The sequence below is a fragment of the Acinetobacter sp. ANC 5045 genome (assembly GCF_004331005.1).
Lineage (GTDB): Bacteria > Pseudomonadota > Gammaproteobacteria > Pseudomonadales > Moraxellaceae > Acinetobacter > Acinetobacter towneri.
Genome location: NZ_SJNS01000001.1, coordinates 513,582 through 539,277 on the forward strand (window position 1 = coordinate 513,582; position 25,696 = coordinate 539,277).

Below are 25,696 nucleotides of genomic sequence, written 5' to 3' on the forward strand. Positions count from 1 at the left end.
CTAAACTTGAGGATCTGCTCAAGCTTTGGAAGACGGCGAAGTGTTGTTTTTTGCGAGATCTGGCTCAGGAATTGGGGCGATATATGCAATCAGTAGCATACCTAAACCTGCAGCAAAGAATGACAGCACGCGCATTAAAGTTCCAATATTAGATAAATCTAAAAGCACCAATTTTAAGGTCACAATCACCAAAATACTGCTGCCTAAAATCCACAAGGCACGTAATTGTTTCAGACTGGCAATCCACATGGCGATACAAGCCAAACTCACCCAAAGCAAGGTCAAACTGAGCTGCACAGTGGCATCTTGCCAAACAGCAATTTGGTTGATTGGCGTTCCCAAATACAGATGTAAGGCACGTAATAGCACATAACTACTTAGCCACAGTAAACTCAAGACCATAATTACCGCTGCCAGGCCTTGGTCTAAATGGGTTTTGCGTTGCAGATTCAACATCCACAAAATAGCCACCAACATGGCTATACTGACCAAATCAAATGGATTCAAAATAGGCAGTACATAGCCGTAAAATGCGTGTTCAGTCAACAGTTGTGAACATAGCATCCACATCAACATGAAGATTAAATTGCTACGCGCATACCAAAATTTGCGCCAATCTGAATCCGGTTGTTGCCACCAACACCACGCCGCAAAGAGCAATGGTAAAATCACCACGCTGCTATACGGATGCTGTGGTAACAGCGTTAAACTCGCCATCGCCAAAATGGGTAACAGTCCTAAACTCAGCCATTCTTTGTCGCTGCGGACAGTCCATAAAGGACGCAACCACAACACACTGAGCACGCCTGCAAACAAGGCAAATAGCAGACGTTCAGTACCCGAAACCCAATGCACCGCTCCATCATAGCTACGGCTGAATAATAAACCTGCTGCAGTGAGCGAAACTGGCGTTAGACCTAACCATTTGGGCAATAGCCATGACCATGTCGCTTGACGAGAAAGTAGTACTTCGTTGATAAGTAAATAAATGACCACCACCGCCAAAAGCGTCTGTACGGTTGCAAGTTCTCCATCAAAGTAATCTAAACCTAACCATAGCCATAAACTGGTTGCAGACAACATCATTAAACACAGTACGCTCGTGGTTGCTGTGCTCAGTTGTTGTCTGAAAGCTGCACGGCTGTTGGAAAACACCACAACCGTGGCATAACTTAGGCTCAGTACCCAATAAATACTGCGCTCGAAATAAGGCAACTCTACTAAATAATACAGCCCAGATAAGCCCGCTACGGCAAACAAACCTAGTGCCAAATAACGGCTAATTTTAGAATATTGAATAAAGGCAAAAATAAACACAGCCACGCCTTGTAATGCCCAACCAATGACACTCCATTGTTCAGGCAGTAAAATAGGTGGAATCAACACACTAAAAATCAGCATCAAACTGAAATAACTTTGTGCAATAAATTGTGTCTGCCGATGCTGTTTGGTCAGCCAATACAAACCTGCAAAAACCACCGCAAATAACAAACTAAAGGCTGCCTGCTCTGCTGTTTCTTCAAAATACATCAGATATAAACAGGCATAACCGACAATGGGTGCGCCAAAAATCAAGGCAAGGTCTAAAATAGGTTTCAGCTGAAACGTGGCGACATCTTCCTGTGCCAAAAGCTGACTAAAGCGAAAACCCAACCAAATAAAAATAGCCGCATGCACCAAAACTAAAAGCGTTAGCACCTGCCGTTCAAAGATATAACCATGATAAAAGGCATAGCTGCCACCCACCACAACCGTCATTAAAAACGCAATTTGATTTAAATATTTCCACGGATGTAAACTACTTAAAATGGCAACCGAAATATTAATCAGCAAATAATAGGCAATAAATTCAATGGCTGTTGCATTACGAACAGGTAAAGTAAACGGTGCGAAATACGCAATCAGCATTGCCATGAGGGCAAGTTCGACTGATTGTTGTTTTAAACTCAGCCAGAGCGTGAGCAACATCACCACAATAAAACACAGACTGGCGATAGCTAAATTTGGAATGACCAAATTGTAATAGGCAAAAAATAAGGTCAGACACAGCCCAGCCAACCCCAAACCTTGCACACCCAAAGCAAAGCTGCGATTTTTGTTGCGTAACAGATAACCGAATACTGTCACTGCTGCACTCACGCCAGCAACGAACAAAAGTTTCACTGCCAAACTAAATTGCCAATGTTCAGTAGCAAAACGTAGCAGTAACACCACGCCTATGAGTAACACTACAATTGCTGCTTTTAATACAGGATTACCATGTATCAGCCATGATTGAGCTTGTTGCAATAAACTGTTACTTGATGAGCGCGACTGAGTTGCAAAAGGTGCAACAGACCTTGAGGATTTGGCTAAATCTGGAGCTGAATATTCTTGATGTAGATACTCTTGGTCTTGATATGGATAAGAAACTTGAGCTGCTTGTTCCCGAACAGAATTCGGCTCGCTCGATAATGTGGAATCAGATTGAATAGCGATGGTTTCAGGTTGAGAAGCGGTTGATATAACACCATCATCCACATTTGCCTTAACTGATGAAAGACTTGCATCAACTTCAGATGTATTGGCTAAAATATGCTCTGCGAATTGCGTTTGAACCTTTTTCTCTTGAGCATTGGTCTTTTGAGGATAGCTCTTTTGAGCATGCGCCTGAAGCTTAGCGGCACTTTGTAATTGCTGTAATTGATACAGTCCTTGCTCCAAACGCTGCAACCATCGCAACAACATAAAAATCCATGCACTTAAAGCAATAGATGTCAGTAAATACCAATCCAGCAATATTCCTAAAAAAGCAATAAAAGCGGCGATATATAAAGGAGTTTTAGAGCTTTGGCGTTGTACTTGTGACTGTGCATCCACAACCTGTTCCAGTGAGTTCTGCACTCGTCCCACAAAAAACATCACGCTGACCACCGCAGCAACTGCACAGATATAACTCAGCATCGGCACACCGAGCCACCATGCGCCAATTGAAATTATGATTAATAGCATGAACCAAATGATTCGAATTTCATTCTGCCCTGTCTGCATTGCTCTTCATTTTATTGATATTGTCATGGCTCCGATCATACAACAGACAGCACGATTCTGAATCAGGATTCATCAGCAATTCGGTAACTGTGCGTCTGCAACACTTGCCTTAAAAATCAGTTTCTGCGACAACTGCAAAAATCACGTACAATAAACTGCTTATTTGCAGAAGGAATCAATCCATGCCACCATTTGTCTTGGTCGATGGCTCATATTTTCTATTTCGTGCCTTTCACGCACTACCACCATTAACCACGTCAACTGGTTTACATACCAATGCTATTCGTGGCGCGATCTCTGCGATTCAAAAGTTGATGCGTCGTACTCAGCCTACTCACATGGCGGTAATTTTTGATACGCCTGAGCCGACTTTCCGTCACGAACTATCGCCAATTTATAAAGGTGACCGCCCAAGTATGCCTGAGGAACTTTCTCAGCAAATTCCATACTTACATGCTTTAATTCGTGCTTTGGGTATTCCACTTTACATGCTACCAGGCGCAGAAGCCGATGATATTATTGGAACTTTAGCCAAACGTGCCGAAGCCGAAGGACAGCAAGTACTGATTTCTACGGGCGATAAAGACATGGCGCAGTTGGTGACTGAAAAAGTTACCCTTGAAGACAGCTTCAAAGAAAAGCCAATGGATATTCAGGCTGTATTTGACAAGTTTGGCGTATGGCCGCATCAAATTATTGATTATCTGACCCTCATGGGTGATGCTTCCGATGGTATTATGGGCGTGCCCGGCATTGGCGCCAAAACTGCTGCAAAACTACTGACCGAATATGGCTCGATTGGTGCGATTTTAGAAAATGTCGATCATATTAAAGGCAAAGTCGGACAAAATATTAAAGACAATGCCGATGGCATCGCGCTAGATCATCAACTCGCCAGCATTGTTTGTGACCTTGATCTGAACTTTGGTTATGCCGATCTAAAACTACAAGACCCTAATGTTGAAGCCTTACGCAATTTATATACCGAGCTAGAATTCCGTAATCAATTACAATCGCTCGATCATCCAAATAATCCAAATAACAGCAATTATAAACAAGCTGCAAAAACAGTCGCCGCACCGACAGCCAATGAAATTGAAACTGAAGATCAAGCCACGCAAAGCAGTGTTGATGATCAACTCGGTGCAGCAACATACCACACCATTTTAGATCAGGCGCATTGGGATGCTTTGCTGCAACGCTTGCAAACTGCACAGCGTTTTGCCTTTGATACAGAAACCACCAGTCTGGATTATCGCGTTGCAGAAATTGTTGGTTTTTCTATCGCGTTCGATGCCAAAGATGCCTATTACGTACCTTTGGCGCATGATTATGAGGGCGCACCACAGCAGCTCAACCGTGATCAGGTTTTGGCACAAATCAAACCTATTTTAGAAAATAATGCGGTGGATAAAATTGGGCATCATTTAAAATATGATGCGCATGTGCTTGAAAATCACGGTATTCATTTACAAGGTTGGTATTTCGATACCATGTTGGCATCTTATGTGCTTAACTCTGTCGCAACCCGTCACGGCATGGATGATGTGGCACGCTTATATTTAAGCCACCTGACCACATCTTATGAGCAAATTGCAGGCAAAGGCGTCAAGCAAAAAACTTTCAATCAAATTGAAATTGAAACGGCTGCGCACTACGCTGCAGAAGATGCGCATGTTACGTATCGTTTATATGAAGTGCTGTCTGCGAAGCTACAAAAGCATCCTGAATTGGTCAATATTTTGCACAACATCGAAATGCCTGTGGCGCGTGTGCTGACCAGTATGGAAGAAAATGGCATTCAGCTTGATCTGAAATTTTTAGATCAATTGGGTGTCGATTTTTCCCAAACCATGCAAGATTTGGAAAACCAAATTGTAGAATTGGCAGGTGAAAACTTTAATGTCAGCTCACCGAAACAAGTGGGCGAAATCCTGTTTGATAAACTCGGACTCAAAGGCGGCAAGAAAACCGCAACAGGTCAATACAGTACCAGTGAAAGTGTTTTGGAAAAAATTGAGCATCCGATCAGTAGTTTAATTTTAGACTACCGTGGTTTATCTAAACTCAAAAGCACCTATACCGATGGCTTACTGAAGCAAGCCAACAACGATACGCATCGAGTGCATACCAGTTATCACCAAGCTTTGACTGCAACAGGGCGTTTATCTTCTACTGATCCAAACTTACAAAACATTCCAATTCGTACTGAAATTGGTCGTCAAATTCGTAAAGCCTTTGTCGCACCTGAAGGTCGCGTGTTGTTGGCAGCCGACTACTCGCAAATCGAATTGCGTTTAATGGCACATTTTTCACAAGATGATGCCCTACTCGATGCCTTTAACCATGGACAAGACGTGCACCGCCGTACTGCGGCAGAAGTCTTGGGTATTGCCTTAGAAGACGTAACCTCAGATCAGCGTCGTCAGGCCAAAGCTGTAAACTTCGGTCTGCTCTACGGCATGTCGGAATTTGGCTTAATTCGTCAGCTTGGGTTTACCCGTGAAGAATCACAAAACTACATCAAGCAATACTTCCAGCGTTATCCGGGCATTTATGAATATATGCAACGTACCCGCCAAGTCGCGCTAGAACAAGGTTTTGTAGAAACTATTTTAGGTCGTCGCCTCTATACGCCAGATATTGCTGCACGTAATATGATGGTACGTAAAGCGGCAGAACGTGCGGCAATTAACGCGCCATTACAAGGCTCTGCAGCTGATATTATTAAAATGGCGATGATTGAAGTCGACAAAATGTTACCGCAAGCGCAAGCCAAAATGTTGCTGCAAGTACACGATGAATTGGTATTTGAAGTCGATGCAGATGCGGCAGATGAGCTCGCGCCGAAGTTGGCAGAAGTCATGCAATCTGTGGTGGAAATTTCTGTACCATTGGTGGTGGAAGTCGGAAAAGGCAATAACTGGGATGAAGCGCACTAAAGTCGTTGCGCTCTCTTTTTTCAGCACCTTCCTTCGCCTAGAAGGAGGTCAGGATGCAGGTTATTTGTATTTCTGAAGACTCATTAAGGTCGTCAGCCCAAACTTAAACTACAAAAAAAGGACTCGATTTGAGTCCTTTTTAATGTTTTAGGATAATGCGACTTATAAGCCAGTCAGCAATACAATCGCTACCTGATTCATAATAATTTCAGCGATATATAAAGCCAAAAATGCAATAATTGGCGACAAATCAATCATGCCCATGTTCGGCAATAAACGACGAAATGGTGCTAATAACGGCTCAGCCAACTCTTGAATCACCTCAATATACGGGCCACGAGATTGAGTAAACATCACCACCCAACTCAAAATAATGGTGGCAAAAATCAAATAACGACAGAAACGGATTAAATCCTGAATCATGGTCACAAAAGTCAGAATCAGTAAGTGAATTGGACTATTCGGCATCGCACCATTGAGATACATAACACCAAAAATTTTGAGTAGATACAACACCACCAACAAAGCCAAGGCTGCAGAGTTAACTCGACCTTTGCCAACCGTTGGAAAAATACGTCCAAATACATCTACAATTTTGGTGGCTTTAATGGTTGAAAGCACCACAGGGTTATAAGGACTCACCGCTGCCAATTGCATTAAGAAACGGAAGAATACGAGCAAAATCGCTACGTTAATGATAATGCCAAAAATTAGCGCAGAATTTGCACCCATACTTAAACTTTCCTAAAATTTAAATTCATTGTTTTTCAATAATTAAATACTATCACTCAACTCTTGCGCTAATTCTTGACTACGCGTTTTAGCAGCAGCCAATGCCGCCTGAATATTTTGTGAAATTTGCGCATGATCAAACACTTCAATTGCCGCTTGGGTCGTGCCATTTGGTGAAGTTACATTTTTGCGTAATTCTGCAGGTGTATTCGAGCTGGTAATTGCCATTTGTGCTGCACCCAAAGCAGTTTGTAACGTCAGTGCTGTCGCCACTTTTTCATCTAAACCTAAGTTCTTGCCTGCACGAATCATACTTTCCATCAAATAGAAGAAATATGCTGGCCCTGAACCAGATACTGCAGTCACAGCATCAATTTGCGCCTCAGAGTTTACCCAAATAGTTAAACCTGTCGCTGCCAAAACCTGACTTGCCAATTCACGGTCAGTGCTATTGACCTGTTCGGTTGCATACAAACCATGTGCACCTGTTTGCACCAAAGCAGGCGTATTTGGCATTACCCGCACTACACGTTCTGTACGTAATAACTCAGAAATCGTGGCAATTTCTGCGCCCGCAACAATCGAAATCACCAGCTTATCTTCAAACTGACCGTGCAATGGACGCAATACTTGTGCCAAAACCTGTGGTTTGACTGCAAATACCACAATATCTGCATCTGCAATCGCGGCCAAATTATCCTCAGTGACATGCACATCTTTTTCTTTTAATAATTCACGCACTTGTTCTACAGGGTCTGAAACTGTAATACGGGTTGGCGGCAAACCTCTGGCAATCAAACCACCAATCAAGGCTTGCGCCATGTTGCCACCGCCAATGAAACTAATATTACAATTCAATACTGCACTCATGATTCACGCTCTTCGTTGAGTTCTTTGTCGTTAAGAGACTAAATTCGGTTGCCATCCATCTGCGACACAATAGTCCGACTGTGCAAGCCAAAAGCCTTTGGGGCTAAAAACGCCTAGCATAACATTATCTAGGCTTAATATTTGAATTGTATGACGCGTCCACGGAAAAATTTGTGCTTCCTGAATGGCTTTTTTCAGTGGCCATGTGCCCACCCGACCATACAAATGAATTTTTTCACCACCCAAACGTGGCCGTAAAGTTAACGGACGATTCAGCAAAGTTGCAGATAAACCGACTTTGGCTTGTTGCAGTTGATAACAGCCAGACCACACTTGAAAAGTCTGATCTGCCTGCAAACATAACACTTGTTCTTCTGCCTCAAAATGTTCTGCAGCTAAATACTCCGCTTTCGGCAAACGAAATAATTGTTGCTGATAACGCAGATAATAATAATCCTGACAATGTAATGCCGCTTGTGCATCGGCTTTGGCTTGAATCACCTCACGTTGCAAGCGTTCGACCATATCAAAACTTGGGCGATATTGTGCCTGTCCTTTCATCCATGCCGATAATAGCTGACGTTGCCGTGACAAAGACAATTGTTGTAACTGAATTAAATTCAACTGCGAGTCTGTGCCACATGCAGCTAAATCCTGCGCCAAAACTTCTGCCAAAATGTTTTCAGTATCTTGCATCAAGTTTGCAGTACGCGTCACAGCTTGCTGCATTTTAGGAAAACGCTGTTGCACGACAGGCCACAATATTTCTCTTGCCCAAGCTCGGTCATAATGCACATCCTGATTGCTTGGGTCTTGCACATAATCGAGCTTTAATTCAGCACTCCATTGGCAAATCTGCTCACGCGAAATATCCAATAACGGACGCCAAATACTGATGTCATCACGCACATCGACAGCTTGCATGGCAGCAAGTCCTTGCACACCTGCGCCTGAAAACAAACGCAGCAATACGGTTTCTGCCTGATCTTGCTGATGATGCGCCAATACTAGAACTTCGTTGCTATCTAAGTGCTGCATATAGGCCTGATAACGCGCCTGACGTGCCTGATTTTCTAAATTACCCTCAGACACACTGACTTTTTGCAGCACACACGGCACATTTAAATTTTGGCAGGTGGCTTGCACCAATGTGCCCCACGCTGCGCTTGGACTTTGCAATTGGTGATCAATATAAATCGCGCGTACTTTTTCAGGGCACAAAAACGACAAAAGATGCAGTAGCAGCATGGAATCCATGCCGCCACTACATCCGATTAAAAATTTTGTCTGTGCAGAAAAAGCCTGTAATTGGCTTAAGACGCTAGACCTAAATTGTCGCTGCCAAACTTCATTAAACGCTGGTAACGTTCTTCGCATCGTTGTGTTGCATCCATCGCTTGCAATTCATCCAAAGCTTCTTTTAACACATTTTTCAGACTGTGCATGACTTGTTCAGGGTTTAAATGCGCACCCTCACCTTCATCAACCACGTATTCTACAATACCAATCTTTTGCAGTTTTTCTGCAGTCAATGCCAATGCTTCACTGGCTTGTTCGGCTTTTTCTGCAGTTTTCCACAGAATAGACGCACAACCTTCTGGTGAAATAACAGAGTAAATACTGTGTGACAACATTACCACACGGTCAGCCACGCCAATACCCAACGCACCGCCTGAACCACCTTCGCCCAATACTGTAGCAATTACAGGTACTTTTAAGTTCGACAATTGCGCTAAGCTGGTCGCAATCGCTTCTGCCTGACCACGTTCCTCTGCACCTACACCTGGGTATGCACCCATGGTATCAACAAAAGTGAAAACTGGCAGATTAAAACGCTCTGCCATATCCATAAGACGCTGTGCCTTACGGTAGCCTTCTGGATTACACATCCCGAAGTTGTGTTGTAATTTTTCGCGGGTACTGCGACCACGATGTTGACCTATCACCATGACAGGCTGACCATCAAAGCGTGCCAATCCACCGATCATTGCACCATCATCACCAAATAAACGATCGCCATGTAAGGCATCAAATTCAGTGAAAATTTCACCCACATAGTCTAGAAATTGCGGACGTTCAGGATGACGTGCAATTTGCACGGTTTTCCATGCTTTAGATTGAGCAGCTTTTTTCATAAGTCGACTGTTATCCCTAAATTAACCAAATCTTAATCGACAAATTGTTCCGACTGAATATTCAATTCAATGTCCCAATTCTTGAATTGCACTTGTTCATCGTGCAATTCAGCGACAAGCAATGGCCATTGTTTGGCATCACCCGACACGCTGAGCTGCCATTGTTGCGCATTGCGGATGCTTAATTCAATGGCAGGAAGCATCGCATCGCTACGACTTGCGTTGACCAAAACTGCAAGGCGAAGCAACAAACTTAAGTAAACAATTTTATTGCCACCCGCTTTCAGTGCTTCTGTTTTCGCGTCTTGGCGCAACTTTCGACGATGGTTGCCGACCAAATGCGAGAGATAGTTTTGGTCAATTTGTGAGAAACCGGGAATGTCCGAATGTTGCAATAAATATGCACCGTGACGATGATAACTGCTGTGACTGATGGCTAAACCAATTTCATGTAGGTACGCAGCACGACGCAATAAGTCACTATCTTCGTTATTTAATTTTAATGATTCTGCCACGCTGTCAAATAAATGTTGCGCAGTTTTCACCACACGTCCAGCCTGTTTCGGGTCTGAGTTATAACGCCCCATCAAGGCCTGTACACTGCGATCACGAATGTCTTCATGCTGGAAACGTCCCAACAAGTCATACATTACGCCTTCACGCAAAGCCCCATCGGAATACACCAGTTTATCGATATCTAATACATCAAATACCGCATATAAAATTGCCAAACCTGCTGGCAAAACTGCTCGACGGTCTTCTTTTAGACCATCAAATTCCATTTCTGATACGTGTTTAAACTTGAGCAAACGGTCTTTGAGTTTTTCTAAACCTTCACGAGTCAGATTTTCCTGCTCATTGCTCCAGCCCATATTTACCGTAATTTGACGACAGGCTTTAATGGTACCGCTCGAACCTGCAACGGTATCCCAACCTGCTTCTTTATAAGTATTGGCAATCGAATACAGTTCTTTACGCGCTGCAACCACTGCTTTTTCAAAACTGCTCTTGCTAATTTCACCATCGGCAAAATAGGCTTTGGTATAGGCCACACAGCCCATTTGTAAAGATTCGGTATGAATTGGCTCAAATTCTTCGCCAATAATCAACTCTGTCGAACCACCGCCAATGTCAATTACCAAACGACGACCACTATTTGCCATCGTGTGCGATACGCCTAAATAAATTAAACGGGCTTCTTCACGCCCTGCAATAATTTCAATAGGTTTAGGCAAAATTTCTGCGGCTTTTTGAATAAACTCATGTCCATTTTTGGCCTGACGCAATGCGTTGGTTGCCACAATACGCAAACGGTTTGACTGCACCGCAGTTAAACGTCCCACAAAACGCGCCAAACATGCCAAACCACGTTGTTGAGCAGCTTCGGTCAAATTCTTATTTTCATCTAAACCTGCGGCCAACTGTACTTTTTCTGACATTGATGCCACTTTTTTTACTTCACCATGATCCACTCGAGCAATCGCCAAGTGGAAACTATTCGACCCCATATCGATGGCTGCGAGTAACTCTTCATCAATTAAAAAATCAGACATTCTTCAAACAAACCTAGACAGAATTGTGCCTAGAGTAATTCACATACACCTAATTTAAAAGCCATTTATCAGCACAATTTGACGACTATTTAAATTTTCCGCATATATGACAATTGTGTTACAGAATTCGCATTTTCGTTTAGCGTTATCGTCACGATCAATTGGACAAATTTGTATTTTGAATGGAAAATCCACAGATTCCCCTACTTTGTTCAAGATGGCTATGTAATACTAACCAAAGCTATCTTAAAAATTATTTGGAGCGTAATCCATGTCTGGCAACATCGTAAACACCACTGATGCAAACTTCGAAGCAGATGTTCTTCAATCGGATACTCCTGTATTGGTTGACTTCTGGGCTGGCTGGTGTGCGCCATGTAAAGCAATTGCACCTGTACTTGAAGTACTTGCAGACGAATACCAAGGCAAAGTTAAAATTGTAAAAGTTGATGTAACCTCTTGCGAACAAACTGCAGTGAACTACAACATCCGTAATATTCCAGCATTATTGATGTTCAAAAATGGTGAAGTGGTTGCACAGCAAGTCGGTGCAGCACCTAAATCTAAATTGACTGCGTTTATTGACGAAAATATCTAAGTCGATTGATCCATCGTCTATTTATAGAGATGATGAAAAAAAATACGCCACGCATTGGCGTATTTTTTTTGCCTACAAATTGACAAGTAGACGTTTCTCTCTTATATTGCATGCTCAGGAAACGCAGGATCTTTCATCCTCTTTCTGAAAAGACACAACACAAAAATGCCGCTCGGCAACAGAAATTGTTTTTCACATTTTTCAATCAAACAATGAATCAGTGCTCTGAATCGTTATTGTGCAAATACAATTGCTTTCATTTTATTGTATGAATGCGGCTAAATGTTGCTCCCTCTCTAACCTGTACCCCAGAATTTTAATTCTATCAGAACCTCTATGAATTTAACCGAACTCAAGAAAAAACCGATTGGCGAACTCATCAAGATTGCCGAGTTTATGGGCCTTGAAGGAATGGCGCGTAACCGCAAGCAAGACATTATTTTTGCCATCTTAAAGCGCCATGCCATGAATGGTGAAGAGATTTTTGGTGATGGCGTTCTAGAAATTCTCTCTGATGGTTTTGGTTTCTTACGCTCAGCTGCAGGTTCATACCTTGCTGGCCCAGATGATATTTATGTCAGCCCTTCGCAAATTCGTCGCTTTAACCTGCGCACGGGTGACACCATTACAGGTACGATTCGTCCACCAAAAGAAGGCGAACGTTATTTTGCTTTGCTCAAAGTCAATCAAATTAACTATGACACCCCTGAAAATTCACGTAATAAAATCTTATTTGAAAACTTAACCCCGCTTTTCCCAACAGAACAGTTGGTGATGGAGTTAGGTAATGGAACAACTGAAGACTTAACTGCACGTGTGGTAGATTTGGTTGCGCCAATTGGTAAAGGTCAGCGTTCAATTATTGTGGCTCCGCCTAAAGCGGGTAAAACCATGTTGCTACAAAACATCGCTCAGTCGATTGTTCGTAACAACCCAGAAGTGTTCTTGATTGTACTTCTCATTGATGAACGCCCTGAAGAAGTGACTGAAATGGAACGCACCGTGCGCGGTGAAGTGATTGCATCAACATTTGATGAGTCACCTGCTCGTCACGTTCAAGTTGCAGAAATGGTCATTGAAAAAGCCAAGCGTTTAGTTGAACATAAAAAAGACGTGGTGATTTTACTGGATTCGATTACCCGTTTGGCACGCGCCTACAACACTGTCGTACCTTCTTCAGGCAAGGTTTTAACAGGTGGTGTTGATGCGCACGCTTTAGAACGTCCAAAACGCTTCTTTGGTGCTGCACGTAATATTGAAGAAGGTGGTTCTCTAACCATTATTTCAACTGCACTGATTGAAACTGGCAGTAAAATGGATGAAGTGATTTACGAAGAGTTTAAAGGTACAGGCAACCAAGAGATTACCTTAGACCGTCGTATTGCAGAAAAACGTGTTTTCCCTGCCATGAACATCAAAAAATCAGGTACACGTCGTGAAGAGCGCTTAATGAGTGAAGATAATTTGCGTAAAGTTTGGATTTTGCGTAAATTGTTACACACTCAAGATGAATTGGCAGCAATGGAATTCTTGCTTGATCGCATGAAAGAAACCAAAACTAATGACGACTTCTTTGATCAAATGAAACGTAAAGCAGCCAATTAAACGGCTATAAATATTAAAACACCTAAAAAAGTCATCTTAAAACGATGGCTTTTTTATTTGGTTGACAAAATTTACATAAAGACACAATTGCACGCGGTATATGTAAACTTATTTTTAAGTAAATGATTATAAAAAAATATTTAGTAAAAACCTTTTAGTTTTTAGCCAGTTACCGTGCAACTCTCCAATCTAAAATGCCAAATTAATTGTTATTTTCTGTTAAAAAAGCACGTATTTTTCGCGTTTTTTTGCCTTTTTTTCAATCAACCTAGTAGCAATTCAAAAAGCGCAGTGATAGCATATTCGCAGACCAGTTAGACTGCGCCTGCGTTGTTAGTGCCTAACAAAATTTAGGAATAATAAAAGCATACAACAGACTAACGTCGGTTTTTTTTAATCTCATATTTTAGAGAGTGATGCCATGTTATTCAAAAAAATCGCTATTGCTGCTGCAGTTGCTACTACTTTAGCTTTCGTTGGTTGTGCTAAAAAAACTGAAGAAGCTGCTGCTGACGCTAACGCTGCTGCATCTGAAGCTGTTGTAGCTGCATCTGAAGCTGAAGCTGCTGCTGACGCTGCTGCTGTAGAAGTTGCTTCTGGCGCTGAAGCTGCTGTAGACGCTGCTACTGATGCTGCTGACACTGCTGCTGCTGCTGCAACTGACGCTGCTGATGCTGCTGTAGACGCTGCTGCTGCTGCTTCTGAAGCTGCTGCTCAATAATCGATACGATTATGCAGTACAAAAAGAGAGCCGATGGCTCTCTTTTTTATTTCTGAATATTTTGTCTAAAATTTATTTTACTCAGCACAATATCTCCAAATCGCTCAATCCATCTTTTTCAAGTAGATGATTCAGCATATAAAAGCATTTAACTAAAACACTTAACCCCATTCGGCATTTATTTCGATATAACCTTTTGGTTTCTCATCTCCACGCTCAATTCTTAGGTAGCGTCTTGTTCAGCTCTACAGTGTTTTCATTCATATCCATAGTTTGATTCAAGTCTCTCAATTGCAAGATCAATCACTATGTCTTGCTAAATCACAGCGTCTTTCTAAAATCTCTTATAAAAAGCATAAAAAAAAGCAGATCAATCGATCTGCTCATTTCCCACACGCTGGCGGAATTTCTGCCCTGCGCGGAATGTGACTACACGGCGGGCTGAAATTGGAATTTCTTCGCCTGTTTTCGGGTTGCGACCAGGTCGTTGACGTTTATCACGTAACTCGAAGTTCCCAAACCCTGAAAGTTTAACTTGCTCGCCAGAGATCAGTGCTTGGCTGATCTCATCAAAAAATAACTCGACCATTTGTTTCGCTTCACGGCGGTTTAAACTCGTGAGCTCACTTAAATGATCAGCCATTTCTGCTTTTGTTAATGCTGTCATGAAGCCCTCAATGTCGCTTGGTAAGTGTTTTCCAACACTTGCAGAATGTTATCCATACCAGATTTAATTTCAGCATCTTCAAGTGTACGTGTTGGATGTTGCCATAACAGAGCAAAAGCCAAAGAACGCTTGCCTTGTTCAACACCTTGTCCAGTATACACATCGAATAACCAAGTTGAGTCTAACAGCGCTCCACCCGTTTTTTCAATAAGTTGCTGAATTTCGCTTACATTTATCTTATCACTAATTAAAAGCGCAATATCACGTCTAACCGATGGAAAACGTGATAATTCTGTAAAATTAGATACATAAGTTTGCAAAACTGCTGTTTGATCGAGTTCTGCTACCCAAGCCGTGCCTAAATCCAGCTCATCTTCTAAAGATGGATGTAAACGACCAAAGTAACCAATAGACTGACCATCTACCAAAATTTCAGCAGATTGTCCAGGATGCAACCAAGTACGCTCTGAACGAACATACTCTACCTGCACACGACCTGCAGCTAAAATTTCTTCAATATCGCCTTTAAAATCGAAGAAATCCATAGGCTGAGCTTTAGCATGCCAAGATTCTGCATGTTTAGCACCTACCGCAATCAATGCCAAAGTTGGAATTTGCTTCAAGTCATGAATGCTTGCTGCATGTTGATAATCAAAACGTAAACCCAACTCAAAGAAACGCACACGGTTTTGTTGACGATTCACGTTGTACTGAACGCATGGAATTAAGCTGGATAACAACGTTGAGCGCATTACTGCCAAATCGCTTGAAATTGGATTCGCCAATGCCAACGGATTCACTGCAGGGTTTAATTGTTTTTCCAATTTTGCATCGGCAAAGCTAAAACTAATTGCTTCTTGATAACCTAAAGTCACTGCGGTTTGACGTAATTGCGCAACTTCAAACTGATCTTGGTATTTTGCTAATTGCACATCAATCACAGGCAAACTGATTTGAATGTTGTCATAACCGTGAATACGAGCAACTTCTTCAATTAAGTCTTGGTAAATTGCCATATCAAAACGATGTGATGGTGGTACAACGCTCCACTGACCTTCAGCTTGAACAGTAACTTCGCAGCCTAAACGAGTTAAAGCATCGGTAATAAATGTAGCATCAACGTGATAACCCAAGAGCTGATCGACTTGCGCTTGATTTAACGCAATTGCTTCACGTGTTGGCAATTGTGCTGCTTGTTCTGCCACTGTAATTGGACCAAATTCGCCGCCAGCAAATTCTGCAATCAGTTGTGATGCACGGTTCATCGCCAATAATGGCAATTCAAAATCGACACCACGTTCATAACGCTGTGAGGCATCGGTATGCAAACCATAACGACGTGCACGACCTGCGATATGCAATGGTGCAAAGAAAGCGGATTCAAGGAAAATTTCTGTGGTTTCATCACTTACCGCAGAAGATAAACCACCCATGATGCCCGCCATCGCCAATACTTTTGCGTCATCGGCAATCACCATCACATCATCTTGCAGCTCAACTTCTTGCTCGTTTAACAGCACCAATTTTTCTGCTGCAGTCGCTTGACGAACTTGAATGCCACCTTGAATTTTAGCACCATCAAAAGCGTGCATTGGCTGACCCAATTCAATCAAGACATAGTTGGTAATATCAACCAAAATACTGTGCTGACGGATACCTGAACGTGCCAACGCGCGCTCCATCCACTCAGGTGTAGCGGCTTTGGTATTTACATTTTTAATCACACGACCTAAATAACGTGGGCAGCCTTCCGTCAAACTTTGTACAGTTTTTTCATCCTGAATAGTTGCCGCTACTGCCTGAATGTCAGGTGTATTCACTGGCAATTGGTTAATCACCCCAATTTCACGGGCAATACCACGAATACTGAAACAATCACCACGGTTTGGAGTAATACTGATATCAATGACATGGTCATCTAGATCAAGATATTCACGTACATTCACACCTACAGGTGCATCTGCAGGCAGTTCCAATAAACCATCAAGTTTATCTTCAAGGTCAATTTCTGATGCGCCGCAGAGCATCCCTTGTGATTCCACACCACGCAGTTTGCCTTTTTTGATTTTAAAGTCGCCTGGCAATACCGCACCAATGGTTGCCACAGGTGCTTTCATACCTACACGCACGTTTGGCGCACCACACACAATCTGCAACGGCTCACCTGAACCAATATTTACCGTAGTCACACGTAAACGATCTGCATCTGGATGCTGTTCAACCGTTAAGACTTCACCCACCACAACGCCTGTAAATGGCTTTGCTGCTGGTGACATATCATCAACTTCTAGACCCAGCATCGTGAGTTGATTCGATAAAGTATCGCTGTCAATGGCTGGGTTAACCCACGTGCGTAGCCAATTTTCGCTAATTTTCATACATTCATTTCCTGAATCTCCCCTAACCCCTCTTTAACAAAGAGGGGAATTCCCACACTTCTATTTATTTCGCGTAAGTCCCCCTTTTACAAAGGGGGATTTAGGGGGATTTTTAAAATTTAAAAATAATCTCTTTTCCCTCTCCTAATTTTAGGAAAGGTTGTTTAAAAAGTTTTAAGCAAACTGGCGCAAGAAACGCACATCATTTTGGTAGAACATACGCAAGTCATTGATGCCATAACGCAACATCGCAAAACGCTCTACCCCTAAACCGAAGGCAAAACCTTTATATTTTTCTGGGTCGATGCCTGAAGCGCGTAACACGTTTGGATGCACCATGCCGCAGCCCAAAACTTCCAACCAGCGACCACGTTCATCCATAATATCCACTTCAGCACTTGGCTCTGTGAATGGGAAATAAGATGGGCGGAAACGTACTTTTAAGTCTTTTTCAAAGAATTCATTTAATAAGTTAATCAACAAACCTTTGAGTTCTGCAAAACTGGTATTTTCTGCGACGTATAAGCCTTCAATTTGATGGAACATTGGTGAGTGTGTTTGGTCTGAGTCGCAGCGATACACACGACCTGGACAAACAATACGAATAGGCGGCTGTTGATTTTCCATGGTGCGAATTTGTACGCCCGACGTGTGGGTACGCAATAAATGATTCACATCAAAATAGAAAGTATCGTGCATGGCACGCGCAGGGTGATGTCCTGGAATATTCAACGCTTCAAAGTTGTGATAGTCATCTTCAACTTCTGGGCCCGTTGCCACGGTAAAACCTGCTTTGGTAAAGAATTGGCAAATACGTTCCTGTACCTGCGTAACTGGGTGAATACTGCCGATGCTTTGACCACGACCTGGCAAAGTAATATCAACGGTTTCATTCGCCAGTTTTTGTGCCAAAGCCGCTTGTTGTAATTCAGTTTGACGCGCAGTTAATGCCGCATTGATTGCTTCACGCACAGCATGAATTTGTGCACCAAATTCTTTACGCTGTTCAGGGTCCATTTTACCCAGTGCTTTGGATTGTTCCGCAAGCTGGCTTTTTTTCCCCGTAAATTGCACTCGCACCTGGTCGAGTGTAGCAAGGTCCTCTGCTGCTGCAATTGCAGCGAGCGCTTCATTGGTCAGGGCTTCCAGTGACATAGTAACTCTCAAAAGCAACAATTTAGAAATAATTTAAAAACCCCGTATTCTAACAGTTTTTAGTCGCTTTGATGAAGCTTCGATGTAATGAAAATTAGATTAGCATCTTGAAATACAAAAAGTATAAGATAAAGCCAATCACCACGAGATCTCAACATTATGGCGCTCGATCAGATTTGGAAACAGCAACTTGCCCTTGTGACTTATGGCAATGAATATTTGGCTCAAGATTTAAGTTTTAATCATTGGCTCAAGCATCAAGTGTTTAACCAGCATCAAATTCAGTTTCGTGATTTATTGTCACAACATTTACTGGCACAACACTTTCAAATCTGGTTAGAGCATCTTAAACAACAAGGTGTGCGACGTTTAAGCCTACATCAGGCAAGTATTTTAAATGATGAAAAAAACCCCAATCCAAATGTAGAGTTATTGCCTTTTGCACACTTTATTGTGAGTCACGAGGCACAGCACAAATCTGCTTGGATTTTCGGAAAAGAGCTTGCAGAATGGTATACCGCAGAACAAGATTATATGGCGCCTGTTTCCCAACAGAGCGAGCTACGTCAAGAAGTCATGTGGCGTTATCAATTAAATCACAAACTTGCCAGACAGCTCGATACAGATTTTGCCTCTCCAAACTGGGATGAAATTGATCGCTTTATTCGCTCCGAGTTATTTTTAAATCCTTATGCTACAGAGTTTGTTGAACCAGAGCAAAGCGCTAAACCTTATTTCGGTGTAGATCTTACTCAAAACGCAACTGAAAGCATGTACCCAACTTTGGCGTTAATTCCCGCAGACTACCCTGCTGCCTATGCACATCAGATGCTGTATCGTTTAGATGCACTGGATCAATTCATCCAGAATAAAATCCAGCATCCTTATCATGCCGATGGCACAGAACTTGAACCAAGCGAACAACTCAATTTACGTCATTTTTCTCAGAAACTTGAAGATTTACACGCCAAATTTATCACTAAGGTGGCAAACCATTATAAGACCGCACAGCTCACGCCAGTGCAAACACCTGATCCTTTTGAATCAACGCCTAGCCAAGTACAAAACATCGCTTCACCACAAATACCAACACCTGCAGCTACGCATAAAGTGGGTACATCTGCCGTGATTAAACTGATTTTAATGACTGTGGTTATTTGTGCAGCTGCCTATTATTTTGGTTTATAAGCTTAGGGGCTGTTGACAATTCGTCTATGTTTGCGACAACGCATATTTTTTAGCTGATATAAGGCATGGGACAGGAAATTTAGTCATTCTAAATGACCGGCACATAACGCAATAGCAGCAAAAAATATGCTTGTCCTTCGCTGCGCCTTCCGCTGCAAACAAAGCAGTGCTTGTTTTTGCTCAGGCTGTGGCTAAAAATTTCTCAGATTGAGTTATGAAACTTGGCAGAGACCCTAAATTTCAGGCATAAAAAAAGACCGCAAATGCGGTCTTTCTTTTAAGTCATAAAGACTTATGCAGCTAATGCATCTTTAGCTTTTGTAGCTAAAGCAGCAAATGCAACTGCGTCATGCATAGCGATGTCAGCAAGTACGCGACGGTCGATAATCACTTGTGCTTTTTTCAAGCCAGCGATCATACGGCTGTACGATAAACCATTTTGACGAGCGCCCGCATTGATACGCGCAATCCATAAAGCACGGAATTGACGTTTCTTTTGACGACGGTCACGGTAAGCGTATTGACCTGCTTTGATTACCGCTTGGAACGCTACGCGATATACGCGTGAACGAGCACCATAGTAACCTTTAGCACGAGCAAGAATTTTTTTATGACGGCGATGAGCCTGTACACCACGTTTTACACGAGCCATTTATAATCTCCTTAGATGTATGGGCACATAGCACGAACAGCAGCAACGTCACTCACGTGAACCATTACACAGCCGCGCAATTGACGGATACGTTTAGCAGATTTTTTGGTCAAAATGTGGCGTTTGAACGCTTGTTTACGCTTGAAACCGTTAGCAGTCGCTTTGAAACGTTTAGCTGCACCACGGCGAGTTTTTAACTTAGCCATAACAACCTCTTTAAACACCTGTTCGGCACGTCTGCACCATTGCAAAAACGACCTGCAGGTAAGGGAGCGAGTATTCTAAAGCATCTTTGCTTAAAACAAAAGCATATTGGCTAAATAAAAAATGATCATTACCTCACTCATTTGCCGTAATTCAACTCAGGAAAAAATACTGGAATTGTGAACACCCACTACAATTCAAAATAAAGCTAAAGCTCTGTCAAAAATTGTGCAGATCAACACCCTAAAAACTTGCAATAAGTTGCGGATTACCCTTGCGATTATCCACAATTCCATCAATACTTCGCCTCGTCTTGTGTGAGATAAAAAAGACCGTAATATGATGAAAACATCTTTATATATAACTCTATTGCTTGGACTCAGTGCGACGCATCTTTTTGCAAAACCACCGCAGCAGAAATCGACACCAAAAGCCACACTCGAAGTACAAAAAAGTGCTGCCTTGCCTGCTCATCTCACCACACGCTTAGCATGGCGCAAGTTTCCACAACCCAAATATAAAAATGAAGATTTAAATCAACAAAACCGAGCTGCAATTGTGCGTATTTATGCAGATGAAACCGGCAAAATCAGTCAAGCCACTATTCAAGAAAGTACAGGGCTGAAAAAATTAGATGATGCCTTATTACAAGCGGTTCGCACTGCTGAAATTCAACCGACCTATGTAGAAGATACTGCCGTACCGACCATTGGTTTTCAAAGCTTTAATTTAAGATTTCAGGATAACCAGCACGAAGATTGCCAGTTTGATTTTCAATCTAAACAATGGTTAGCACAGCAACAACAGCAAAAAGTTCAATTTAAGTATCGTAGTCAACCACAATTAAACTTAAGTGCGGAAGATTTAAAAAATCACTCACGTAAGTTAAAGTTTCAATTCAAAGTAAATAAGCATGGCGAAGTGAAACGTGTGAAATTGACACAAGGTTCGGGACAATACGCACTTGATCAACAAGTTTTAGCTGCAGTGAAAGCTGCTCAAGTAGATGTACCGCGTCAATTTTGGCTGTATAAAAAGTCAAAATTAAAAGATGAAATTTATTTTGATTTAAACACGTGTGATGCTCAAGAACAGTCATAAGTGTCTATAGATAATAGGGGTTGCTTGCTTAAACCCATGTATAAACAAAATAAATAAACAGATAACGCCCGATTTTGGCTAGACTCACCATCAACACAAAACGGGCAAAATGTTCTTTCATTAAACCTGCAATCAGCGTAATTGGATCACCAATAATCGGCACCCAACTGAGCAGTAAAGACCAAAACCCATATTTGGCGTAGGTGTGCTGTGCTTTTTCTAATTGTGTAGCCGAAACAGGAAACCACTTTTTATCTTTATAATGTTCGATCTTGAGTCCCAAATACCAGTTCACACAAGAACCTAAAATATTGCCTAGACTGGCAATGCTAATCAGCCAAATGGGTGCATAGCTGCCTTCATATAACAGCCCCAACAACACAGCTTCGGACTGTAAAGGCAATAAAGTTGCCGCACCAAATGCAGATAAAAATAAACCAAACAGCGTCCAAAGCATAGACGATTTAAAGCCCTAAAGCCTGCTTGGTTTTACGATATTCCCAGTTCGCCCAAACAATACTAAGCAAAATAAGTGCCGCACGTGCCCATGCATAACGCTGAGTAACAGGCTCAATCGCAGCACGTAAAACCTGTTGATCTGTGCTATTTAAAGCCGCAATCATATTCTGCACATGAAATGCTTCGATCACAAATAAGATCAAGCAAGACACAATGCCCAAAATAATGCTCCAATACACTTTGGCATTTTGCTCAACAATCTTGGTAAAGTTTAAAAAAAATTCTTGCATAGCTCATCCAATAAAAAAGCCACCTGAAAAAGTGAGGTATCAGGTGGCTGGCATCTTAGCATAAAAGTAGATTTAAACTTGAATCGCGAGTGCTTTCTGCACTGCAGGGCGCGCAGTCAGCCGTGTAATATAGTCTTGTACATACGGATAATCTTCCAGCGAAATATTTTGCCAGTCATGACGTAACGCCCACGGCAAAATAGCCATATCAGCAATTGAATATTCGCCCGCCACGTACTTTTGCCCCATCAACTGCTTATTTAACACGCCATACAAACGCTTGGATTCATTGATATAGCGTTCAATCGCATAAGGAATTTTCTCTGGTGCATAACGGCTAAAATGATGATTCTGTCCTAACATTGGACCAAAACCACCCATTTGCCACATGAGCCACTGCTCTACTTCAACACGCTCCTGTTCATCGGTAGGATAAAACATGCCAGTTTTGCGCCCTAGATATTGCAAAATTGCACCCGACTCAAACACAGAGATTGGCTCACCACGCGGACCGTTCTGATCGACAATTGCAGGAATTTTATTATTGGGCGAAATTTTTAAAAAATCTGGCTGAAATTGATCATCTTCTGAAATATTGATGGGAAAAATTTGATATTCCAAACCCATTTCTTCAAGTGCAATACTAATTTTATGACCGTTGGGGGTGCCCCAATAATAAAGATCAATCATGTTTTATCCTTCATTACTTTTTTTGCTTTTTGACCAGCATTCTTCTACTGCGGTTTTAGTTATAGCATGTTTTTAAGCGTTTGTTGCGTGTCGCTGCGTAGAGTTTTTTTATCGAATGGCATATCTCATAAACATGAAACATAGATGCTCACTTTCATCACGCAAAAAAAAGCACCGCCAAGGTGCAGTGCTTCTTTTGTTCAAGATGGGATTACTTTTTCTTTTTAGGACCAAGCAACATACCCATTTGACGACCTTCCATTTTTGGTGCTTGTTCAACTACACCATATTCAATTACATCTGCTTCAACTTTTTGCAATTGAGCCAAACCTAACTGTTGGTGAGCCATTTCACGACCACGGAAGCGTAAAGTGATTTTTACCTTGTTCCCTTCTTCAAGGAATTTGATAATTGCACGTAATTTTACGTTGTAATCACCAACATCAGTCGCAGGGCGGAGCTTGATTTCTTTCACCTGTACTTGATGCTGTTTTTTCTTCGCTTCTTTCTGCTTTTGCTTTAGATCAAACAAATGCTTGTTAAAGTCCATGATTTTGCACACCGGTGGTTCGGCATTTGCCACAATTTCCACCAAGTCAAGGTCAACGCTTTCTGCTGCGCGTAATGCATCAGCCAAGCTTACAATACCTTTTTGCTCACCATTTTCGTCTACAAGACGGACTTCTTTTGCACGAATTTCATCATTCAAAGCAGGACGGTTAGATTTTCCGCCCTGTTGATTACGGTCAGGCTGTTTAATCGCTGTTACTCCACAATATACCGGCCGCGTTCTGCGACGGCTGTTTTCACTAGGTCAATGAAAGCATCAATTGACATAGTACCCAAATTTGTTCCTGAGCGAGTACGGACGTTTACCGTTCCTTCTTCCACTTCACGGTCCCCAAGTACCAGTAAGTATGGAATACGCTCTAATGTACGCTCACGAATCTTAAAGCCGATTTTCTCATTTCTCAAGTCAGAAATAGCACGAATACCGTTTTCTTTAAGTTTTGCGACGACCTGTTCACTTGCAGCAGCTTGTGAATCGGTAATATTCATGACACAAGCTTGCACTGGCGCTAACCATGGTGGCATAAAGCCTGCATAGTGCTCAATAAGTATACCAATAAATCGTTCAAAGCTGCCAAGAATTGCGCGGTGCAACATTACAGGCTGATCACGATCATTGTCTTCAGTGACATAAGATGCCTCTAAACGCTCAGGCAAGTTAAAGTCACACTGAATTGTACCACATTGCCACACACGACCTAAGCAGTCTTTCAGTGAGAATTCAATTTTCGGGCCGTAGAACGCACCTTCACCCGGTTGTAACTCCCATTCCAGACCTGCAGCATCCAAGGCATCAGCCAAAGATTTTTCTGCCATATCCCAAAGTGCATCATCTCCCACACGTTTTTCAGGACGTGTAGACAGTTTCATTTGCACCTCTTCAAAACCGAAATCTTTATAAACATCTAAAGTCAGTTTGATGAAGTCTGCAACTTCTGGCCCAATTTGTTCTTTGGTACAGAAAATGTGGGCATCGTCTTGAGTAAAGCCACGTACGCGCATAATGCCGTGCAGTGAACCTGATGGCTCGTTACGGTGACATGAACCAAATTCTGCCAGACGAATTGGCAAATCACGATATGACTTTAACCCTTGGTTAAAGACTTGTACGTGACATGGGCAGTTCATTGGTTTTACTGCATAGTTACGGTTTTCAGAATGGGTAGTGAACATATTGTCTGCGTAGTTGGCAGCATGTCCTGATTTTTCCCATAGCGTGAAATCGACCACTTGCGGGGTACGAATTTCTAGGTAACCGTTGTCTTGTTGTACTTTACGCATGTACTGCTCAAGTACTTGGTAAATCGTCCAGCCATTTGGATGCCAGAACACCATGCCTGGTGCTTCTTCTTGCATATGGAACAAGTCCAAAGCTTTACCAATTTTACGGTGGTCACGCTTTTCTGCTTCTTCAATACGTTTGATATACGCCGCGAGCTGTTTTTTGTCCGCCCAAGCCGTACCATAAATACGTTGTAACTGTTCGTTTTTCGCATCACCGCGCCAATAAGCGCCTGAAATTTTGGTGAGTTTGAACGACTTTAAGAATTTAGTGTTTGGAACGTGTGGACCACGACACATATCCAAATAGTCTTGATGATAGTACAAGCCCATTTGGGTTTCGTTTGGCATGTCTGCAATCAAACGTAATTTATATTCTTCGCCACGCGCTGTGAATTCTGCAATTACTTCATCACGCGGGGTCATTTTTTTCACAACATCATAATCTTGGTCGATGAGCTTTTTCATACGCTCTTCGATTGCTGCCAAATCATCTAACGTAAATGGACGAGGCATCCAGATGTCATAGTAGAAACCTTCTTCAATGACAGGGCCAATCACCATTTTCGCTTCAGGGAAAAGCTGTTTTACCGCATGCCCCACTAAGTGCGCACATGAGTGACGGATAATCTCTACGCCTTCTTCATCTTTAGGCGTAATAATTTGTAGGGTTGCATCTTCGGTAATTAAATCGCAGGCATCGACCAAACGATCATTCACACGTCCAGCAACTGTATTTTTGGCAAGACCCGGACCGATGCTTTGAGCAACTTCCATCACAGATACGGCTTGATCAAACTGTTTTTGATCGCCATTTGGCAAAGTGATAATAGGCATAGATAAAAATCCTTAAGGAGTGATGCCCCGTACCATGG

At 42.2% G+C, this 25,696-nt stretch carries 22 protein-coding genes; 6 read left to right on the forward strand and 16 right to left on the reverse strand.

Annotated elements, in window-relative coordinates; genetic code table 11:
- Positions 1–18: 18 nt before the first annotated feature.
- Positions 19–3,030, reverse strand: coding sequence for a DUF2339 domain-containing protein (locus tag E0H79_RS02590; protein ID WP_131260744.1), 3,012 nt, complete (start codon positions 3,028–3,030; stop codon positions 19–21).
- 182 nt (positions 3,031–3,212) lie between these two features.
- Between E0H79_RS02590 and polA the strand changes: the two genes are divergently transcribed.
- Positions 3,213–5,972 (forward strand): DNA polymerase I, encoded by a 2,760-nt coding sequence (gene polA / locus E0H79_RS02595; protein WP_004975176.1) that lies wholly within the window; start codon positions 3,213–3,215, stop codon positions 5,970–5,972.
- A gap of 162 nt (positions 5,973–6,134) precedes the next feature.
- On the opposite strand, the gene E0H79_RS02600 is transcribed toward polA, so the two are convergent.
- Genes E0H79_RS02600 through ppx form a run of 5 tightly spaced genes read right to left on the reverse strand, consistent with a single transcriptional unit; the run spans position 6,135 to position 11,262 of the window.
- The gene (locus E0H79_RS02600) at positions 6,135–6,704 is read right to left on the reverse strand and encodes a YggT family protein (protein WP_004975174.1); all 570 of its coding nucleotides are present in this window, start codon (positions 6,702–6,704) and stop codon (positions 6,135–6,137) included.
- A gap of 42 nt (positions 6,705–6,746) precedes the next feature.
- Positions 6,747–7,574, reverse strand: a complete 828-nt coding sequence (gene proC / locus E0H79_RS02605; protein ID WP_096902428.1) for a pyrroline-5-carboxylate reductase — start codon at positions 7,572–7,574, stop codon at positions 6,747–6,749.
- A gap of 30 nt (positions 7,575–7,604) precedes the next feature.
- On the reverse strand, positions 7,605–8,951 hold the full coding sequence (tilS, locus tag E0H79_RS02610; protein WP_104852453.1) for a tRNA lysidine(34) synthetase TilS: 1,347 nt from the start codon (positions 8,949–8,951) through the stop codon (positions 7,605–7,607).
- A complete protein-coding gene (locus E0H79_RS02615; RefSeq protein ID WP_004975170.1) occupies positions 8,888–9,709 on the reverse strand; it encodes an acetyl-CoA carboxylase carboxyltransferase subunit alpha in 822 nt (273 codons plus the stop codon). Before E0H79_RS02615 ends, tilS begins: the two co-directional genes overlap by 64 nt.
- Positions 9,710–9,741: 32 nt before the next feature.
- A complete protein-coding gene (ppx, locus tag E0H79_RS02620; protein ID WP_004975167.1) occupies positions 9,742–11,262 on the reverse strand; it encodes an exopolyphosphatase in 1,521 nt (506 codons plus the stop codon).
- Between the two features lie 271 nt (positions 11,263–11,533).
- On the opposite strand from ppx, the gene trxA reads away from it, so the two are divergent.
- The 3 genes from trxA to E0H79_RS02635 all read left to right on the forward strand — a co-directional run bounded on the left by trxA (position 11,534) and on the right by E0H79_RS02635 (position 14,186).
- Positions 11,534–11,860, forward strand: a complete 327-nt coding sequence (trxA, locus tag E0H79_RS02625) for a thioredoxin (protein WP_004975164.1) — start codon at positions 11,534–11,536, stop codon at positions 11,858–11,860.
- Between the two features lie 336 nt (positions 11,861–12,196).
- Positions 12,197–13,465, forward strand: coding sequence for a transcription termination factor Rho (rho, locus tag E0H79_RS02630; RefSeq protein ID WP_004975162.1), 1,269 nt, complete (start codon positions 12,197–12,199; stop codon positions 13,463–13,465).
- A 421-nt stretch (positions 13,466–13,886) separates the two neighbouring features.
- Positions 13,887–14,186 carry a hypothetical protein gene (locus tag E0H79_RS02635; RefSeq protein WP_131260745.1) on the forward strand — a complete coding sequence of 100 codons (300 nt, stop codon included), beginning with the start codon at positions 13,887–13,889 and terminating at the stop codon, positions 14,184–14,186.
- 370 nt (positions 14,187–14,556) lie between these two features.
- On the opposite strand, the gene E0H79_RS02640 is transcribed toward E0H79_RS02635, so the two are convergent.
- From E0H79_RS02640 to pheS, 3 genes are all read right to left on the reverse strand, one after another.
- Positions 14,557–14,853, reverse strand: a complete 297-nt coding sequence (locus E0H79_RS02640; protein WP_004649746.1) for an integration host factor subunit alpha — start codon at positions 14,851–14,853, stop codon at positions 14,557–14,559.
- On the reverse strand, positions 14,850–17,231 hold the full coding sequence (pheT, locus tag E0H79_RS02645) for a phenylalanine--tRNA ligase subunit beta (RefSeq protein ID WP_131260746.1): 2,382 nt from the start codon (positions 17,229–17,231) through the stop codon (positions 14,850–14,852). Before pheT ends, E0H79_RS02640 begins: the two co-directional genes overlap by 4 nt.
- Positions 17,232–17,405: 174 nt before the next feature.
- A complete protein-coding gene (gene pheS, locus E0H79_RS02650) occupies positions 17,406–18,386 on the reverse strand; it encodes a phenylalanine--tRNA ligase subunit alpha (RefSeq protein WP_004975156.1) in 981 nt (326 codons plus the stop codon).
- Positions 18,387–18,545: 159 nt separating this feature from the next.
- Between pheS and E0H79_RS02655 the strand changes: the two genes are divergently transcribed.
- Positions 18,546–19,574: a hypothetical protein gene (locus E0H79_RS02655; RefSeq protein ID WP_131260747.1), complete on the forward strand. Its 1,029-nt coding sequence runs from the start codon at positions 18,546–18,548 to the stop codon at positions 19,572–19,574.
- 292 nt (positions 19,575–19,866) lie between these two features.
- On the opposite strand, the gene rplT is transcribed toward E0H79_RS02655, so the two are convergent.
- Both rplT and rpmI read right to left on the reverse strand, forming a co-directional pair.
- Entirely contained in the window at positions 19,867–20,226 is a 360-nt protein-coding gene (gene rplT / locus E0H79_RS02660; protein ID WP_004975153.1) for a 50S ribosomal protein L20, read from the reverse strand.
- Between the two features lie 11 nt (positions 20,227–20,237).
- Complete coding sequence (rpmI, locus tag E0H79_RS02665; protein WP_004975152.1) at positions 20,238–20,432, reverse strand: 50S ribosomal protein L35; 195 nt, start codon at positions 20,430–20,432, stop codon at positions 20,238–20,240.
- A 340-nt stretch (positions 20,433–20,772) separates the two neighbouring features.
- On the opposite strand from rpmI, the gene E0H79_RS02670 reads away from it, so the two are divergent.
- Positions 20,773–21,531 (forward strand): energy transducer TonB, encoded by a 759-nt coding sequence (locus tag E0H79_RS02670; protein ID WP_026438356.1) that lies wholly within the window; start codon positions 20,773–20,775, stop codon positions 21,529–21,531.
- A 28-nt stretch (positions 21,532–21,559) separates the two neighbouring features.
- On the opposite strand, the gene E0H79_RS02675 is transcribed toward E0H79_RS02670, so the two are convergent.
- The 5 genes from E0H79_RS02675 to thrS form a co-directional block, all read right to left on the reverse strand.
- Entirely contained in the window at positions 21,560–21,988 is a 429-nt protein-coding gene (locus E0H79_RS02675; protein ID WP_004975149.1) for a YqaA family protein, read from the reverse strand.
- A 7-nt stretch (positions 21,989–21,995) separates the two neighbouring features.
- A complete protein-coding gene (locus E0H79_RS02680) occupies positions 21,996–22,280 on the reverse strand; it encodes a hypothetical protein (protein ID WP_131260748.1) in 285 nt (94 codons plus the stop codon).
- Between the two features lie 72 nt (positions 22,281–22,352).
- Entirely contained in the window at positions 22,353–22,970 is a 618-nt protein-coding gene (locus tag E0H79_RS02685; protein ID WP_004975146.1) for a glutathione S-transferase N-terminal domain-containing protein, read from the reverse strand.
- 211 nt (positions 22,971–23,181) lie between these two features.
- Positions 23,182–23,730, reverse strand: a complete 549-nt coding sequence (gene infC / locus E0H79_RS02690; RefSeq protein WP_096902435.1) for a translation initiation factor IF-3 — start codon at positions 23,728–23,730, stop codon at positions 23,182–23,184.
- A gap of 5 nt (positions 23,731–23,735) precedes the next feature.
- Positions 23,736–25,658 carry a threonine--tRNA ligase gene (thrS, locus tag E0H79_RS02695; RefSeq protein WP_004975142.1) on the reverse strand — a complete coding sequence of 641 codons (1,923 nt, stop codon included), beginning with the start codon at positions 25,656–25,658 and terminating at the stop codon, positions 23,736–23,738.
- Positions 25,659–25,696 lie beyond the last annotated feature (38 nt).

What these genes read in the sequence shown, in the direction of transcription:
- E0H79_RS02590 (WP_131260744.1), bottom strand. Translation starts at nt 3,030, where the DNA reads ATGCAGACAGGGCAGAATGAAATTCGAATCATTTGGTTCATGCTATTA.
- polA (WP_004975176.1), top strand. Translation starts at nt 3,213, where the DNA reads ATGCCACCATTTGTCTTGGTCGATGGCTCATATTTTCTATTTCGTGCC.
- E0H79_RS02600 (WP_004975174.1), bottom strand. Translation starts at nt 6,704, where the DNA reads ATGGGTGCAAATTCTGCGCTAATTTTTGGCATTATCATTAACGTAGCG.
- proC (WP_096902428.1), bottom strand. Translation starts at nt 7,574, where the DNA reads ATGAGTGCAGTATTGAATTGTAATATTAGTTTCATTGGCGGTGGCAAC.
- tilS (WP_104852453.1), bottom strand. Translation starts at nt 8,951, where the DNA reads ATGCGAAGAACGTTACCAGCGTTTAATGAAGTTTGGCAGCGACAATTT.
- E0H79_RS02615 (WP_004975170.1), bottom strand. Translation starts at nt 9,709, where the DNA reads ATGAAAAAAGCTGCTCAATCTAAAGCATGGAAAACCGTGCAAATTGCA.
- ppx (WP_004975167.1), bottom strand. Translation starts at nt 11,262, where the DNA reads ATGTCTGATTTTTTAATTGATGAAGAGTTACTCGCAGCCATCGATATG.
- trxA (WP_004975164.1), top strand. Translation starts at nt 11,534, where the DNA reads ATGTCTGGCAACATCGTAAACACCACTGATGCAAACTTCGAAGCAGAT.
- rho (WP_004975162.1), top strand. Translation starts at nt 12,197, where the DNA reads ATGAATTTAACCGAACTCAAGAAAAAACCGATTGGCGAACTCATCAAG.
- E0H79_RS02635 (WP_131260745.1), top strand. Translation starts at nt 13,887, where the DNA reads ATGTTATTCAAAAAAATCGCTATTGCTGCTGCAGTTGCTACTACTTTA.
- E0H79_RS02640 (WP_004649746.1), bottom strand. Translation starts at nt 14,853, where the DNA reads ATGACAGCATTAACAAAAGCAGAAATGGCTGATCATTTAAGTGAGCTC.
- pheT (WP_131260746.1), bottom strand. Translation starts at nt 17,231, where the DNA reads ATGAAAATTAGCGAAAATTGGCTACGCACGTGGGTTAACCCAGCCATT.
- pheS (WP_004975156.1), bottom strand. Translation starts at nt 18,386, where the DNA reads ATGTCACTGGAAGCCCTGACCAATGAAGCGCTCGCTGCAATTGCAGCA.
- E0H79_RS02655 (WP_131260747.1), top strand. Translation starts at nt 18,546, where the DNA reads ATGGCGCTCGATCAGATTTGGAAACAGCAACTTGCCCTTGTGACTTAT.
- rplT (WP_004975153.1), bottom strand. Translation starts at nt 20,226, where the DNA reads ATGGCTCGTGTAAAACGTGGTGTACAGGCTCATCGCCGTCATAAAAAA.
- rpmI (WP_004975152.1), bottom strand. Translation starts at nt 20,432, where the DNA reads ATGGCTAAGTTAAAAACTCGCCGTGGTGCAGCTAAACGTTTCAAAGCG.
- E0H79_RS02670 (WP_026438356.1), top strand. Translation starts at nt 20,773, where the DNA reads ATGAAAACATCTTTATATATAACTCTATTGCTTGGACTCAGTGCGACG.
- E0H79_RS02675 (WP_004975149.1), bottom strand. Translation starts at nt 21,988, where the DNA reads ATGCTTTGGACGCTGTTTGGTTTATTTTTATCTGCATTTGGTGCGGCA.
- E0H79_RS02680 (WP_131260748.1), bottom strand. Translation starts at nt 22,280, where the DNA reads ATGCAAGAATTTTTTTTAAACTTTACCAAGATTGTTGAGCAAAATGCC.
- E0H79_RS02685 (WP_004975146.1), bottom strand. Translation starts at nt 22,970, where the DNA reads ATGATTGATCTTTATTATTGGGGCACCCCCAACGGTCATAAAATTAGT.
- thrS (WP_004975142.1), bottom strand. Translation starts at nt 25,658, where the DNA reads ATGCCTATTATCACTTTGCCAAATGGCGATCAAAAACAGTTTGATCAA.